The following is a 15279-nucleotide window of genomic DNA, read 5'->3' on the forward strand; positions in this document are numbered from 1 at the left end:
CCCCGGCGGCAGGGCTGCAAATCAGCCCGGTCCTTCGCTGCATTTTCAGATGGCGTTTGCAGCGCCTTTCTGCCTGCGCCTTTTTTTCGTGCGGTTGATGAACCGCTGGAACGGTCCCTCGAGAAAATATGCGAGGATGAATGTTACTGCTCCCGTCATGGGGATCGCGATCCATGGAGCGAGGTTCAGGCTTTCGCGCACATCCGTCATGATGGGGAAGTGAATGACGTAAATTGCGTAAGAGATCGGCGCCAATATAGCAAACGGCCCGAAAAACAGCCTGAATCCTTTCCATCCTAGGGCGGACCATCCGAACATGACCAGGGCAATTACCACGGCCCCCGCAAAGTGCCGCAGTTCCAGATAGGGAAACAATATGCTGTTTCCGACATCGATGCCGGCCGTGGCGTCGGATGCAAGAATGGCAAGGCACAGCGCCACGAGACAAACGGGCAACAGCGCCAGGAAAAAGTCCCTTGTCTGAAAACGCCCAAGATAGACTTCGCTCATGACCGCGCCCAGCCACCAGATGCAGAAATAGGCAAGGAAGCGGCTCAACTGATTGGGATAAACCAGCATCACGAGGAAGAATACGACCGAGGTGATGCCGACGACGAAAGTTCGCCAGTCTGGCGGCGCGAGGCGGATCAAGGCATAATAAAACAGATAGAATGCGACCTCGTAAGACAACGACCACAGGGCCTCGTTGCCCATGTAGGGCTCCACGATCGTGCCCAGTCTCGGGCGGTCCTGAAGCATGAGTGCATTTCCGAGAAAAGCCCCAAGATCCATGTCAATCAATTCTCGGACCGAGATGGCCGCGCAGAGATAGGAAACAACGAGCGCGACCAGGAAAATCGGCATGATCCTGACCAGCCTGTCCTTTGCAAAGATCGGAAAGCTCTTTTCCTCTCGCTTCGACCACGAATAGTTGATTGAAAACCCCGATAGCAGGAAGAAAAGAATAACCGCCTCCTGCCCAAACCGGAACGGGATGGACAGGACGTAGGAATAGGCCTGAATTTCTGGCCGCAGAACATGAAAGAGAACGACGTAGAGCGCAGCAAAGCCGCGTAAACACTCGATCTCAAAAATGCGATGTGTGTTAATCGTCTTGCTGAAATGCACCGAGGTCACCGGATTTCCGTTTTGCGAACACTTGCATCAATCTGTGTTCCTGGCTTTTCGATCACTGCTCAGGCATTTACATCATTATTCTTAATTTTATTTCTCCGGCGTTTTGCGGCCGGCAAGTTCAGACCGATGCCGCGCGATCTTTGAGCATCCGATATACTTGCCCCCTGAAGCACCGCAAAATCGACAAAGCGGGAGCCGGCTGTGTCGGTTTCAGCCTCGGTCGCATTCATGCTCTGCAATAAATTTCACAATATAAAATAAAATTCAACCGCATTGACGCGGCGTCCGTTTCCGGTTATCTCATGTTTCATGCAATAAATTACATCGTATAAAATTTATTGCGGACTAAGTCATTGTCCTTGGGAGGGGAATATGTTGGCTTTTCTGAAATCGACCGCTGCCGCGGGTGTCTTGGCTGTGGCGATGAGCGCTGCTGCAACGTCGCCGGCTGCCGCTGCGGGCAAATTCGCCTGCGAGCCGGGTGAGACCTATGTGATGAACGTCATGGTTTCCAGCCACCCCTATTGGGTGCCGGTCTTCGAGGGCTTCAAGCAGGCCGCAAAGGCGCTCGGCTGCGAGGCGGTCTTCACCGGTACGCCGGAATATGACATTACCAAGCAGATCGCATCTTTCGAGCAGGAACTGGTGAAGAAGCCGAAAGGCATCCTGCTGCATCCGATGCAGGCCGATCCCTTTATCGAACCCATCAACAAGGCGATCGCCTCCGGCGTTTCCGTGACGACCTTTGCGGCGGATTCTCCGAAGTCGAAACGCACCGCCTACATCACCTCCGACAATGTCGCCGAGGCGAAATTCGCGGCCGACGAAATCGTCAAGAAACTCGGCGAAAAAGGCGAATACGCCGTTCTGGAAAATCCGGGACAGAGCAACCATGACCTGCGCGTCACCGCGCTTATCGACTATATGGGGCGCACCTATCCGCAGATGAAGCTGGTCGGCCGTCAGGCGACCAACCAGGATTCGAACCTTGCCTATCAGGCGGTCGGGGCCATGTTGCAGGCCAACCCCAATCTTGGTGCTCTGTGGATTCCTGAGGCTGGTTCTGCCGAAGGCGCGACGGCTGCGGTTCTCGAGGCGAAGAAAAAGGTCCTGATCCTGCATGCGGATATTACGCCTGCGACGCTGGAACATATCAAGCAGGGCAATATCTACATGTCCGTCAATCCCAATCAGGGCGTTCAGGGTTTCATGGGTTTCATGAACACTTTTCTGGGCGCCCATTCGGACCTGATCGACCCGTTCAACGACTATAAGGTCTCCGGCTTCAACCCGATGCAGATTCCGTCGATGGACAATGGTTTTGCCGTGATCACCAAGGCGAACGCCGCTTCCTTCGATCTCAACGACTATATGAAGGGGCGCTGACGCGCCGCTCTGAAACCGGCGAGGTTCACGCCTCGCCGGCCACTTGGGAAAGCAGGTTCGGGAGGGGCGTTATGGGTGAGGTCATCCTCAGCATGACGAATATTCACAAGGCGTTCGGCCCCGTCAGGGCGCTGCGTAATGCGGCACTCGAGCTGCGGCGCGGCGAAATCCACGCGCTGGCGGGTGAAAACGGCGCCGGCAAGTCGACGCTGATGCATATTATCGACGGCATTCTGCAGCCGGATGGTGGGGAAATCCTGCTGGATGGCAAACCGGTCAAGATATCCTCGCCCAATGCGGCGAACCGGCTTGGTATTGGTTTCGTGCATCAGGAGATCGCGCTCTGCCCGGAGATTTCGGTCGCCGAAAACATGTATATGTCCGAGACTGGTCAAAGCCGCTCCTGGTTCATGAATTATCACGACCTGGAAAAACGGGCGGCGGCCGTGCTGCGGGAGATCGGCGATATCGATCCTGCCCGCCGTGCCGGTGACCTGTCGATTTCGCAGCAGCAGATCGTCGAGATCGCCAAGGCGCTGACTCTCGATTGCCGTATCCTGATCCTCGACGAACCGACTGCGGCCCTGACCGAAATCGAGGCCCAGACGCTTTTCAGGATCATGCATCGACTGGCGGAACGGGGCATTGCCATCATCTATATCTCGCATCGCATGGCGGAAATTTTCGAACATTGCGACCGCATTACCGTGATGCGTGACGGCTGCCATATCAGGACGGAGAATATCACCGAGATTTCCCCGGAAGAGGTGGTCAACAGCATGGTGGGACGGGTGCTCGACAAGCTCTATCCGCCGAAGCTTTCAGACGATGAAAAATCTGATGACGTCATTCTCTCCGTTCGGGGCCTGAATGAAGGAAAACGTGTTTTCGATGTCGATTTTGATCTGCGCCGCGGTGAAATCCTGGGGTTTGCCGGCCTGATCGGGGCGGGACGAAGCGAGATTGCGCGGGCGGTCTGCCGGCTTGAGGGGAAACCGAAAGGCGAGGTTACGCTGCGCGGCCGGCCGCTGAAGCTCAGGGACTACCGCGACAGCATCCGCGAGGGGTTGGTCTATCTTTCCGAAGATCGCAAGGGCGATGGGCTGTTCCTCAACATGTCCATCGCCGCCAATGTCTCCGCGCTCGATATCGGCAGGATATCGAACGGCATGGGCTTCATCGAGCGGCGCAAGGAGATGCAGCGTGCCGATGAACTGGGACGCCGGCTGAAACTGCGGGCGAACAGCGTTGGCGATGCGGTCTCGACCTTGAGCGGCGGCAACCAGCAGAAGGTGGCGCTGGCCAAGATGCTGTCGGTGGAGCCCGAGGTCATCTTTCTGGATGAGCCGACACGCGGGGTGGATGTGGGCGCGAAGGCGGAAATCCACCGCCAGATCCGGGAACTGGCGCGCGAGGGGGTTGGCGTCGTCGTCATATCCTCGGAACTGCCGGAACTCATCGGTGTCAGCGACCGGGTGCTGGTGGTGCGCGAGGGGCGCATTACAGGCGAGGTTGAAGGCGACGACATGACGGAGGAAAAGATCATGCAGCTGGCATCGATCAATATAATGCAGAGCCCGGCCGGGGCCTGAGGGAGCGGGAAAATGGCAACATCGGAAACACCTTCAAGCCTTGCCGGGACGGCGGTTCGCCGCACCGCCTGGTGGGAGCCGGCGCTCAAGGCGCGGGAAACCGGGCTGATCGTCATCATCCTCGCGCTTTTTGCAGTGATGTCCTTCATCTCTCCGTATTTTCTGACGGTGGACAATCTGCGGGCCATGGCCATGGTCTTTGCCATCGAAAGCATCGTCGTGGTGGGCATGACGATTCTGCTGATCTCGGGCGGCATCGATCTTTCGGTCGGTTCCGTCACGGCGCTTGCGATGGTTGCGGCCGGCTGGCTCTTCCTCAACGGCGTCGACCCATGGGTGGCGGCGGGGCTCGCAATCTGCCTCACCACATTGGTCGGCATGGCCATGGGGTTCCTCACGACGGTGATCGGCCTGCATCATTTCATCGTGTCGCTGGGCGTCATGGTGATTGCGCGCGGCGTTTGCCTGCTGGCGACGGGCGGGCGGCCGCTCGGCCTCTACTCGCTGCCGCCGGAATTCAAGTTCATCGGCCAGGGCTCGCTTGTCGGCATTCCGCTGGTGCTGATCATCTTCGCCGTGGTGGTCGTTTCCTTCGACCTGCTGCTGCGCCGCACGACCGCCTTTCGCAAGGTGTTCTATACCGGCAGCAATCCCAAGGCCGCGGCCTATTCCGGCATTCGTGTCGGCCGGGTGGTCTTCGCCACCACCACCTTATGCTCGATGCTGGCCGGCGTCGCAGGCGTTATCTATATGGCCCGTTTCGGGTCCGCCCAGCCAAGCTTCGGTATCGGCATGGAACTCAACGTCATCGCGGCGGCGGTGATTGGCGGCGCCAGCCTTTCCGGCGGCTCGGGCACCATTCTGGGTGCGATCCTTGGCGCGATCCTTCTTTCGGTCGTTTCCAGTTCGCTTGCCTTGCTCAATGTCTCTGTCTACTGGCAGGACATCATCAGGGGCAGCATCTTGCTGACCGCGGTCCTGTTCGACCACTATCTGGTCAGGCGTCGCCGCTAAGCGCTGCAGAGCGGCCCATGGATAACGGGAGAAAGACGATCATGCTGGATATCAGGGACGATTTCGATCAACAGAGGCAGATGTATTCCGTCCTGGTGCTGCATTTCATCGAGGGTGTGAAGCAGTCGGAAATCGCCGAGCGGCTCAATCTTTCCCATACCAAGGTAAACCGCATGATTGCGGCGGGCCGCAAGGCGGGCATGGTGAAGATCACCATCGCCAGTCCCTATCAAAGGCTTGTGGACCTCGAAAACGAGATCAGCCGCCGTTTCGGCCTCAGGCAGTCGGTGGTGACGCCGACGGTATCAGACAATCCGGAAACCGCCTTGCAAATGGTCGGTCGGGTGGCCGCCAACCACTTGCTGGAGACAATCCGTGACGGCGACGTGATCGCCATTACCGGCGGCAAGGCGGTGAGCGCGGTGGTCGACAACCTGCAGGCGGAGCGTCGCTTCGATGTGCGGGTGGTGCCTCTGACCGGCGGCGTACAGGGCAAGCATTATACGGATGTCAACCACCTCGCCACCCAGCTTGCGGAAAAGCTCGGCGGCAGCGCCTCGCTCGTTCATGCGCCGCTGTTTGCCGAAGATGAGGAGCAGCGCGATCTCCTGATGAATGTCGCCTCGATCCGCGAGGTGTTCGACTTAGCGCGGCAGGCGCAGGTGGCGCTGGTCGGCATCGGTTCGGTGGAAGCGCCGGGCTCCGGTTATTACGATCTTCTGCCGGATGCGGCCCGTGGCGGGCAGGCGCTGGTGGATGCCGGCATCGCCGGCGAATTTCTCGCTCATCTCACCATGGCGGACGGGCAGCTGGCGCGCATCGATCTCAATTCGCGCGTGGTGGCGCTGGACCCCGGGCAGCTCGCCCGGTGCCCGAACATCATCGGCGTTGCGGCAGGCGCCATCAAGGCCGGGCCGGTGGCGGCCACGCTTGCCGGCCGTTATCTGACCTCGCTCGTCGTGGACGAGGCTATTGCCGGCTATTTACTGGATCATGAAGGAAGGGAAACGTCGTGACGGAGAACGCAATATTGACCCGGACGATCGGCGGCAACGGCATCAGCGCATCCGCCGTGGGGCTCGGCACCTGGGCCATCGGCGGCTGGATGTGGGGCGGCACGGATGAGCGCCAATCCATCGCCGCCATCCAGGCCTCCATCGATGCCGGCATTTCCCTGATCGATACCGCGCCCGCCTATGGCATGGGGCTTGCGGAAACCATCGTCGGCAAGGCCATCGCCGGCAGGCGCGACAAGGTGGTGCTGGCCACCAAATGCGGGCTGGTCTGGCATGTGAACGAGGGGGCCTATTTCTTCCATCAGAATGGCAAACCCGTGCACCGTTATCTCGGCGCCGCTTCGATCCGGTACGAGGTCGAAGAAAGCCTGAGGCGGCTCGGAACCGATTATATCGATCATTACATCACCCATTGGCAGGACGCCACGACGCCGATTGCCGAAACGGTGGAGACCCTGGTGCGCCTGAAGCAGGAGGGGAAGATCCGCTCGATCGGCGCGAGCAACGTCTCGCCCGGCGATCTCGAGGCCTATATCGCCACCGGCGTTCTCGATGCCATCCAGGAAGAATATTCCATGGTGAAGCGGGATATCGAGACGACGCTTCTGCCGCTTTGCCGCACGAATGCCGTGTCGGTCCTCAGCTATTCGTCGCTTGCGCTCGGTCTCCTGTCGGGCAAGGTCGGACCTGATCGGATATTTGCCGAAGACGACCAGCGCCAGGGCAACCCGCGCTTCAGTCAGGCGAACCGTCAGAAGATCGCGCGGTTGATGGGCGTGCTGGAACCGGTGGCGGCCGCACATCATGCCTCGGTTGCGCAGGTGGTCATTGCCTGGACGATTGCCCAGCCGGGCATAACATTCTCGTTGTGCGGCGCGCGTGACCCGGCCCAGGCGGTGGAAAACGCTGCTGCCGCCCGCCTGCGTCTTGCGGACAGCGAACTGGCTCTCATCAGCGCGGGCATCGTCGATCATCTCGTGGGGCTTGATAGCTGAAATAAAAACGGGGGCGGGATTTCAGGCGAATAACACATAATTTTCGCCCCCCGTCTCTCACGTCGCATTAAACGGTCAACAACATTGGGACGCTGGTGGTTAGCCAGCGAACGGTATTCCTATGCCCAGTTCTCGCGAGGACGCTCTCCGCCGCATCCGGCAAGACGGTGATTTTGACGCCATCGTCATCGGCGGCGGCATCAATGGCATCGCAGCCTATCGCGACCTCGCCTTGCAGGGGTTGCGCGTGCTGCTGGTCGAGCGCAATGATTTTTCCTCCGGCTGCAGCGCCGCCCCTTCGCGCATGATCCATGGCGGCCTGCGTTATCTCGAAAATGGTGAATTCGGGCTTGTGGCGGAATCCTTGCGGGAGCGCGATGCGCTGCTGACGCTCGCGCCGCATATGGTGCATCCGCTGCCGACGACGATCCCGATTTTTTCCATGTTCAGCGGCCTGTTCAATGCGGCCGCCACGTTTTTCGGGTCCGGCGGCAAACCCGCAAGCCGGGGCGCGCTGGCCATCAAGGCGGGCCTCACGCTCTATGACTTCGTTACCCGTAAGAACCGTATCCTGCCGCGCCACGAATTTCGCAGCGCCGGCAAGACATTGCAACGCTGGCCGGGCCTGACACCGGCGATCCGATATTCGGCCACCTATTATGATGCCTGGATAAGCCAGCCGGAGAGGCTTGCCCTGGAACTCCTGATCGATACCTCGGCCGATGCGCCGCAGAGCATTGCCATGAACTATGCGGAGGCCATCCGCACCGGGGAGGGTTATTTTCTGCGTGTGGAGGAAAGGGAAGAAACCCTGCCGATCCGGCCACGGATCATCGTCAACGCCACCGGGGCCTGGATCGACGAGACGATTGGCGCACTTGCCGCCGCCCCGGCTGGCGAAAAGCAGAAGCCGACCGTTTCGGGCACCAAGGGATCGCATCTCATCATCGCCAACGCGGCGCTCCTGAAAGCGCTGAACGGCCATATGATCTTCTTTGAGAATGCGGATAACCGCGTCTGCATCCTGTTCCCCTATCTCGGCCGGGTTCTTGCGGGCTCGACCGACATCAAGGTGGATCGTCCCGAACGGGTTCGGTGCGAGCAGGAGGAGCGGGACTATATTCTCGAAGCGGTCAGGCAGGTCTTTCCCGACATTGTCATCGATCACTCGGACATCGTCTTCAGTTTCAGCGGCATTCGGCCGCTGCCGCGCAGCGATGCCGCCTTTACCGGAAGAATTTCCCGCAGCCATTTCATTCACCGCGTCGACGGCGATCCGCCGCAACTTTGCATGATCGGCGGCAAATGGACGACCTTCAGGGCCTTCGGCGAACAGGTGAGTGACGAGGTTCTGGCGTTTCTGGGACGCAGGCGGCTGACCGGCACCATGGATCGTCCGATTGGCGGCGGCAGGGATTTTCCCACGGGTGCCGGCCGCCTGGCCTCCCTGCTGTCGCAGCAATTTTCAATCGACCGGCGCCGGTCGGAGCATCTGGCCTTGGCTTACGGCTCCCGCGCCCTCGAATTGATGGGTTTTTGTCGCGCACGCGCGGATGACACGCCGCTTTCAGAAAACGTGCCGATAACGGCCGCCGAGGTGATCTGGCTGATACGCGCCGAACATGTCCGGCACCTGACGGATATCGTCCTGCGGCGCACGACGCTCGCCATCACCGGCGTCATCGATGCCGATCTGATCGACGCCATTCTCGATGTCGCGGCACGGGAGCTGGCATGGTCCCCCGCCCGGGCGGCGGCGGAAGGGCAGCGGCTTATCCATGAGCTGGAGACCTTTTACGGGGTCACGCCGGCAATGCTTCAACACAGATGCAAGGAGAATGCATGATGATGCGGATTTCGAAAAAGGCGCGCATGAACCGGCTGTTCCGCAATGGCGGCTGCCTCGACGTGGCCATCGATCACGGGGTTTGCAACGAGCCGAGTTTCCTCGTCGGGCTGGAGGATATGGCGAAGACCGTCGACAGGCTGGCGGAGGCCGGTCCCGACGCCATACAGATGGCTTATGGGCAGGCGGATCTGCTGCAACAAAGGCCGGAGCGTGACAAGCCGGCCCTCGTCATGCGCATCGACATGGGCAATCCCTATAATTCCACGCGCCACAGAACCATGTGGTCGCAGCTCCAGAACTACCATGACCCCATTATCGGCGCGCTGGAGATGGATGCCGCCTGCGTCGTCGTGAACCTGTTCATGCTGCCGGACGAGCCGGACCTGTTTCGCCAATGCGTCGAGAACATCAGCAGGGTGCGGGCCGATTGCCATCGGTTCGGCATGCCGCTGATGATCGAACCGCTGGTGATGCTGCCCAATGATGTGCGCGGCGGCTATCAGGTGGATGGTGACGCTGAAAAGATCGTGACGCTTGTTCGCCTTGCCTCGGAAATGGGAGCCGATATCATCAAGGCCGATCCCACCAGCAATCCCGCGGATTTTCACAGGGTGATCGAGGCGGCGCGCTGCCCGGTGCTGGTGCGGGGCGGAGGGCGAGAGGATTTGCGCAATGTGCTGACAAAATCGGCGGCCTTGATGGCCGAGGGTGCGAACGGGATGGTCTACGGACGCAATATCTATCAGCATGACAATCCCAAGGCCGTCGTGACGGCCCTGATGGCCATCATCCATCAGGGCGCGAGCGGCGAAGAAGCATGGGACATCTATAATCGTGGCTGAGAGAAATCACATATTGGGCCTGGATGTCGGCAACACGGTCATCAAGGCCGTGCTTTTCGACATGATGGGCCGGCAGATCGCGCAGCATGCCATCGACGGACATTCGACATTCCCTCAACCAGGCTACGTCGAGCGGGACCTCGAGGAATTGTGGCGGAACGGCTGCGAAGCGATCCGCCAGTTGCTGGTGAAATCGTCGGTCGATCCCCGCAGCATCGTGGCGGTGGGTTGCGCCGGTCACGGCAACGGCCTTTACCTGCTGGACAAGGAACAGCAACCGCTCATCGGCATCCAGTCGCTCGACAGCCGTGCCGCGGATATGGCGGCCGAGCTCGACCGGAAGAGCGGGTCCTTATTGCAGGCACGCTGCCTGCAGCGGCCATGGCCGGCGCAGACGCCCAGCCTTCTGGCCTGGGTGAAACGGCACGCGCCCGACCTCTATGCGCGGACCGGTACGGTTCTGTTCTGCAAGGATTTCGTCAATTTCCGCCTGACGGGTTGCCTTGCCAATGATATTTCCGACCTTAGCGGCGCGGGGCTGCTTGCCTTGCCGGAAGCGGTGCTCGACCGTGAACTTCTGTCGCTTTACGGTCTTGAGGATGCGTTCGCGTTCTTCCCCCGTTGTGTGGAATCGGCGGATATAGTCGGCCATGTAACGCGCGAGGCCGCCCGCCTGACAGGGCTTTCCGAAGGCACGCCGGTCATTGGCGGTTTCTTCGATGTCGTTTCCAGCGCCATGGGATCGGGCGTCATCAATGCCGGGGAAGCGTCCATCATCGCCGGCACCTGGAGCATCAATCAGGTTTTTGCGGACAGGCCGGTCATCAGTCCGGATGTCTTCATGGTCACGACCTTCGGCCGTGACCGCTATGTCAACATTGAATCCAGCGCCACATCCGCCGCCAATCTGGAATGGTACGTGCATCGTGTCCGTGCCGACCATGGCGACCATGCCTTCGAGCGCTGCAACGAGCTGGTCGGTTCCGTCACGCCGCGGGCGGACGATCCGTTCTTTCATCCCTTTATCTTCGGCTCAAGGCTGGGTGCGGAATTCCGCGGCGGGTTTTACGGCCTCGCCGGCTGGCATGGCGAAGGCCATATGCTGCGCGCGCTGTTCGAGGGCGTCTGTTTCGAGCACCGCCGCCATATCGCCGTCCTGCGCGAGGCGGGGTTGCCGGTCGAAAGCGCCGTCATGTCCGGCGGTGGTTCCCGCAGCCAGCATTGGCCGCAGATCATGGCGGATGTTCTGGAAATTCCCCTGCGCGTCGCGGAGGCCCGCGAGACCGGTGCGCTCGGTGCGGCAATCGGTGCGGCCGTGGCGATCCGTCTTTATCCCGACTATGAAGAGGCGGTCGCGGCGATGACGCGTGTTGCCAATGCATACCAGCCGGATGCCGGCCAGATCACGCATTACCGGCGGCGCTATGGCCTTTATACGCAGCTGACCGAACAGCTGCGCGGCTTCTGGAGCGACCTGCGTTTGCAGGAGCGATAGTCGCTCCGCCTGAAGGCCCCGTGGCGCGCATCAGCTGCGCCACGGGGGCAGGTTCGGGCGGGAAATGGAAGATGGACTTTGTCTGCAAATTGAGCATCTTATTCCTGCAAGCAGCAATGGGATGATCAACAGCAGATGGATATCAGGCGCCTGAAATCGTTTATCACGATTGTCGATATGGGGAGTATCACCAGAGCGGCCGATGTGCTGCATATCGCCCAGCCGGCGCTCAGCCAGCAGCTGGCAAGCATCGAGGAGCATTTTCGCCAGAAACTTTTGACCCGAAGCCAGCAGGGCGTTGTCATGACCGATGCCGGCAAGGTCGTCTACAGGCATGCGCAGGTCATTTTGCGGCAGATGGAGCAGGCGCAGGCGGAAGCGCTGGAAGCGGGCGCTGTGCTTTCCGGCAAGGTGTCGGTGGGCCTTGCGCCCTTCAGCAGTGCCGCCACGCTATCGCTGCATCTGATGGAGGAAACCAAGCGGCTTCATCCCGGCATTCTGCTGCACATCACGGAAAGCGTCAGCCAGCCCTATAGCCAGATGATCATGAACGGCCGTCTGGAAATGGGTTTGATCCACGGCGTCGGGCCGATCCGGGGTGTCAAGTTCAGGCCGCTGTTGCGTGAGGAATTCGTGCTGGTCGTGCATCGCAGCTTCGGTGTGGAACCGGGCGATGCGCCGATCACGGTCGCCGATCTGGCTTTTTTGCCCTTCCTTCTGCCGCCGACCTATAATTTCGTGCGCCGCGCCATCAATCTCGCCTTTACCCGCAGCCGCAAGGATCTGATCGTCATGGCGGAGCTGGAATCGGTAAGGACGATCGCGCGCGGCGTGGACGCCGGGCTTGGCGCGACCATCACACCCAAGGCCATCGCCGACCGTATCGTGGCGGAATCCAATGAGGAAATCGTCGTCAGGCAGATCGCCAGCCCGATGATCGAGGAAACGTTGTCCTTCTGCGTATCGGACAATACGCCGCTCTCCGAGCCGGCGCTTGCCGTGAAGGAGATATTGCTGCAACTGGCGGAGACCCTGAAATAAAAAGGGTCAGGCCGGTTCTAAAGCCACGTGCAGCACCGTTTCCCGGTGCCGTGTGTGGAAAAGATCAAAGCATTGCTTCCTTGCGGCAGTTCACCAGCAATTCGGCCACCGAAAGGTTGTTCGGCAGGCGAAGCAGGGTTTCGACCATTTCGGCGAGATCGTCCGGCTGGGTCATGTCCTCGCGGCTGACTTCCGTTTCGCCAACGGTCATATCGGTTGCGATATAGCCGGGGCAGAGGGCGGTGGCGGCCGGATTTCTCGCCCCCGCCGCGACAGTGAAACTGGCTTCGTGAAGCCTTCTGGCGATCGCAAGGCCAAGACCCCGCGATGCGCCGGAAACCATGATGACACGGCCACTTCCTCCCAACATGCTGTTCTCCCTATTTCATTCCATTGCAGAATTCGGCGATGCGGGCGCAGCCTTCGGCAAGGTTTTCCATGCTGGTGGCATAAGAAAGCCGGAAGAAAGGGCTGAGGCCATAGGCCGCGCCCTGCACTGTCGCAACGTGATGTTCGGCGAGAAGCGCCATGACAAAATCGGTATCGTTCTCGATCTTCGTGCCGCCTTTCGTCGTCTTGCCGATCAGCGCGGCAATGTTCGGGAAGATGTAGAAAGCGCCTTCGGGCTTGTGGCAGCGGATGCCGTCGATCTCGGCCAGCTTGCCGAGCACGAAGTCGCGGCGCATCTTGTAGATATCGGCGCGCTCCTTCAGCAGATCCTGCGGGCCGTCGAGAACCGCGACGGCGGCAGCCTGCACGATGGTCGCGACACCGCCGCTGTTCTGGGTATTGACGTTGCTGATGGCCTTGATGAGATCCTTCGGGCCGCCGCAGAAGCCAAGACGCCAGCCGGTCATCGCATAGGCCTTCGATGCGCCGTTGACGGTCAGCACCCGGTCATAGAGGCGCGGCTCGACCTCGGCGATGGTGCAGAATTCGAAGTCGTCATAGATCAGGTGCTCATACATGTCGTCGGTCATGATCCAGACATGCGGATGCCGCAGCATGACCTCGGCGATTTCCTTCATTTCCGCGCGGGAGCAGGCGGCGCCCGTGGGATTGTTGGGGAAGTTGAAAAGCAGCCATTTGGTTTTCGGTGTGATGGCGGCTTCGAGATCTTCGGCGCGCAGGCGGAAACCGTTATTCTCCGGGCAAACCACCGGCACTGGCACGCCGCCCGCGAACTTCACGATATCGGCGTAGCTGATCCAGGACGGCGCGGGAATGACGACCTCATCGCCCGGGTCGCAGGTTGCCATAATGGCGTTGAAGATGATCTGCTTGCCGCCGCCTGCCACCAGAATCTGGCTCGGATCGTAGTCGAGATTATTGTCGCGCTTGAACTTCCGCTGGATCGCGGCCCGCAGCGCAGGCGTTCCGTCGGCCGGCGGATATTTCGTGTCGCCGGCAAGGGCCGCGGCATGCGCCGCTTCCACTGCGTGGGCAGGGGTCGGGAAATCCGGTTCGCCGGACGACAGGCTGATGACCTTGATGCCCTGAGCGGCGAGATCGCGAGCTTTCTGGGTCATGGCGAGCGAAGCTGACACGGTGACGTTGTTAAGGCGTTGGGCGATAGTGGGCATGGATTATTTCCGATTGTAACGGTGAAGACAGGCATCGTCGCGACGCCGGTGCATGACAAGGAGGTTACGGGAATTTTCCGCCGTTTCCCCAATACGACTTCGATGTGAGGTCATACGGGATTTTGATGCATCGCCGTCAAAAATGGGGCGGGCGGTCCATCCACTGAAATAACCCGATCGGGCGCGTCCAGACGAAGGGTGGCACCGTCTTCGTCGAAGACCTGGAAATCCGGAACATAGGTGATCCCGTCAACTCCGAACGGGGACGGCATGCATCGCCAGGCTGTGGCCGACGGGTTTACATCGAGAATGCACCCGACATCGCGGGCCGCCTGCCAGCGGAACAGGCGCACACCGTCACGTGACCGGGTGAGACTGAGACGGACGAGCGACAGCAATCACGTGATCCAGCTGAATTGATGATTTCGCGGCCGGGTCGCTCAGGCGGCCCGGCTGGCGACGGATCGAAATCCGTGCCGTATTCCATAGCCGACAAAATGCACCGCGCTCCTGACATGGAATGCGGTGCCGTGCTTTTTGTGCTTCAGGCAACCACTTCGCGAGCCGGCACGACGCTGCCGCCGCAGGCTTCCACTTCGCTACGCACCGTGAGCGCAAGCTCCAGCGAGCCAGGTGTATCGCTATGAACGAGGATCGATCTGGCGCGAACGGGAATGGTCTCGCCCTCGATGGTCGTGACCGTGCCTTGTTCCAGAAACTGGCGCACGCGTGCGCGAACTTTTCCCTCTTCCTTGATGACGGAATTGGGCAGCTTGCGTGGCACGAGCTGGCCCTTCACATCATAGGCCCGGTCGGCGAGAAAGAGGTTGAGCACTTTCAGCCCGCAATCCAGAGCCGCCTTTTCGATCAGCATATCAGGCATCGAAAAGACGATGAGATCGGGATCGACCGCTTTGATCTTTTTCATGATTCGTTCGGCAAGCGCCGCATCGCGGTTGATCATGTTGCCCATGGCGGCATGGAAGCTGATATGGGAGAGCGCGACCTCCTGCGCCCTGGCAATCGCCGAGAGCGCGCCGAGCTGGTAAAGAACCTGCTGTTCCATTTCTTCCGCATCGACGGGAATTTCGCGGCGGCCGAAGCCGAGACGGTCGGCAAGGCCCGGATGGGCGCCGACGCCGACGCCGTTTCGTTTGGCAAGACGCACCATGCGCGCCATCATTTCCGGATCGCCGGCATGGAAGCCGCAGGCGATATTCGCCGAAGAGACGACTTCCATAAGCTTCTCGTCGTCGCAGACCTTATAGACGCCGAAACCTTCGCCCATATCGGAATTAACATCGATCTTCATGGTTCCCTCTCCGTGTT

Annotated in this window: 14 protein-coding genes; 9 read left to right on the top strand and 5 right to left on the bottom strand. The window is 60.1% G+C overall.

Features of this window, described 5'->3' with window-relative positions; genetic code table 11:
• Positions 1 to 45: 45 nt before the first annotated feature.
• Positions 46 to 1137, bottom strand: a complete 1092-nt coding sequence (locus N5D22_RS00370) for an acyltransferase (protein ID WP_279655569.1) — start codon at positions 1135 to 1137, stop codon at positions 46 to 48.
• A gap of 372 nt (positions 1138 to 1509) precedes the next feature.
• Here N5D22_RS00370 and N5D22_RS00375 point away from each other — a divergent pair, with 372 nt between their 5' ends.
• The 9 genes from N5D22_RS00375 to N5D22_RS00415 all read left to right on the top strand — a co-directional run bounded on the left by N5D22_RS00375 (position 1510) and on the right by N5D22_RS00415 (position 12367).
• Positions 1510 to 2523 (top strand): substrate-binding domain-containing protein, encoded by a 1014-nt coding sequence (locus N5D22_RS00375; RefSeq protein ID WP_279655570.1) that lies wholly within the window; start codon positions 1510 to 1512, stop codon positions 2521 to 2523.
• Between the two features lie 71 nt (positions 2524 to 2594).
• Positions 2595 to 4115 (top strand): sugar ABC transporter ATP-binding protein, encoded by a 1521-nt coding sequence (locus N5D22_RS00380; RefSeq protein WP_279655571.1) that lies wholly within the window; start codon positions 2595 to 2597, stop codon positions 4113 to 4115.
• Positions 4116 to 4127: 12 nt separating this feature from the next.
• Positions 4128 to 5129 (top strand): ABC transporter permease, encoded by a 1002-nt coding sequence (locus tag N5D22_RS00385; RefSeq protein WP_279655572.1) that lies wholly within the window; start codon positions 4128 to 4130, stop codon positions 5127 to 5129.
• 41 nt (positions 5130 to 5170) lie between these two features.
• Entirely contained in the window at positions 5171 to 6145 is a 975-nt protein-coding gene (locus tag N5D22_RS00390; protein ID WP_279655850.1) for a sugar-binding transcriptional regulator, read from the top strand.
• Entirely contained in the window at positions 6142 to 7140 is a 999-nt protein-coding gene (locus N5D22_RS00395) for an aldo/keto reductase (RefSeq protein WP_279655573.1), read from the top strand. The genes N5D22_RS00390 and N5D22_RS00395 overlap by 4 nt, the downstream gene beginning before the upstream one ends.
• Positions 7141 to 7261: 121 nt before the next feature.
• The gene (locus N5D22_RS00400) at positions 7262 to 8986 is read left to right on the top strand and encodes a glycerol-3-phosphate dehydrogenase/oxidase (RefSeq protein WP_279655574.1); all 1725 of its coding nucleotides are present in this window, start codon (positions 7262 to 7264) and stop codon (positions 8984 to 8986) included.
• Between the two features lie 2 nt (positions 8987 to 8988).
• A complete protein-coding gene (locus N5D22_RS00405) occupies positions 8989 to 9831 on the top strand; it encodes a class I fructose-bisphosphate aldolase (protein ID WP_279655851.1) in 843 nt (280 codons plus the stop codon).
• A complete protein-coding gene (locus N5D22_RS00410; RefSeq protein ID WP_279655575.1) occupies positions 9824 to 11326 on the top strand; it encodes a carbohydrate kinase in 1503 nt (500 codons plus the stop codon). The genes N5D22_RS00405 and N5D22_RS00410 overlap by 8 nt, the downstream gene beginning before the upstream one ends.
• 135 nt (positions 11327 to 11461) lie before the next feature.
• Positions 11462 to 12367, top strand: coding sequence for a LysR substrate-binding domain-containing protein (locus N5D22_RS00415; RefSeq protein WP_279655576.1), 906 nt, complete (start codon positions 11462 to 11464; stop codon positions 12365 to 12367).
• A gap of 64 nt (positions 12368 to 12431) precedes the next feature.
• Here N5D22_RS00415 and N5D22_RS00420 read toward each other — a convergent pair whose 3' ends face one another.
• The 4 genes from N5D22_RS00420 to N5D22_RS00435 form a co-directional block, all read right to left on the bottom strand.
• Positions 12432 to 12737, bottom strand: coding sequence for an SDR family NAD(P)-dependent oxidoreductase (locus tag N5D22_RS00420; RefSeq protein WP_279655577.1), 306 nt, complete (start codon positions 12735 to 12737; stop codon positions 12432 to 12434).
• Between the two features lie 10 nt (positions 12738 to 12747).
• A complete protein-coding gene (locus N5D22_RS00425) occupies positions 12748 to 13950 on the bottom strand; it encodes a pyridoxal phosphate-dependent aminotransferase (protein WP_279655578.1) in 1203 nt (400 codons plus the stop codon).
• A 110-nt stretch (positions 13951 to 14060) separates the two neighbouring features.
• Entirely contained in the window at positions 14061 to 14348 is a 288-nt protein-coding gene (locus N5D22_RS00430; protein WP_279655579.1) for a hypothetical protein, read from the bottom strand.
• A 146-nt stretch (positions 14349 to 14494) separates the two neighbouring features.
• Entirely contained in the window at positions 14495 to 15262 is a 768-nt protein-coding gene (locus N5D22_RS00435) for a LamB/YcsF family protein (protein ID WP_279655580.1), read from the bottom strand.
• Positions 15263 to 15279 lie beyond the last annotated feature (17 nt).

This window comes from Agrobacterium sp. GD03872 (genome assembly GCF_029840625.1).
Lineage (GTDB): Bacteria > Pseudomonadota > Alphaproteobacteria > Rhizobiales > Rhizobiaceae > Agrobacterium > Agrobacterium fabrum_A.

What these genes read in the sequence shown, in the direction of transcription:
- N5D22_RS00375 (WP_279655570.1), top strand. Translation starts at nt 1,510, where the DNA reads ATGTTGGCTTTTCTGAAATCGACCGCTGCCGCGGGTGTCTTGGCTGTG.
- N5D22_RS00380 (WP_279655571.1), top strand. Translation starts at nt 2,595, where the DNA reads ATGGGTGAGGTCATCCTCAGCATGACGAATATTCACAAGGCGTTCGGC.
- N5D22_RS00385 (WP_279655572.1), top strand. Translation starts at nt 4,128, where the DNA reads ATGGCAACATCGGAAACACCTTCAAGCCTTGCCGGGACGGCGGTTCGC.
- N5D22_RS00390 (WP_279655850.1), top strand. Translation starts at nt 5,171, where the DNA reads ATGCTGGATATCAGGGACGATTTCGATCAACAGAGGCAGATGTATTCC.
- N5D22_RS00400 (WP_279655574.1), top strand. Translation starts at nt 7,262, where the DNA reads ATGCCCAGTTCTCGCGAGGACGCTCTCCGCCGCATCCGGCAAGACGGT.
- N5D22_RS00405 (WP_279655851.1), top strand. Translation starts at nt 8,989, where the DNA reads ATGCGGATTTCGAAAAAGGCGCGCATGAACCGGCTGTTCCGCAATGGC.
- N5D22_RS00415 (WP_279655576.1), top strand. Translation starts at nt 11,462, where the DNA reads ATGGATATCAGGCGCCTGAAATCGTTTATCACGATTGTCGATATGGGG.
- N5D22_RS00420 (WP_279655577.1), bottom strand. Translation starts at nt 12,737, where the DNA reads ATGTTGGGAGGAAGTGGCCGTGTCATCATGGTTTCCGGCGCATCGCGG.
- N5D22_RS00425 (WP_279655578.1), bottom strand. Translation starts at nt 13,950, where the DNA reads ATGCCCACTATCGCCCAACGCCTTAACAACGTCACCGTGTCAGCTTCG.
- N5D22_RS00435 (WP_279655580.1), bottom strand. Translation starts at nt 15,262, where the DNA reads ATGAAGATCGATGTTAATTCCGATATGGGCGAAGGTTTCGGCGTCTAT.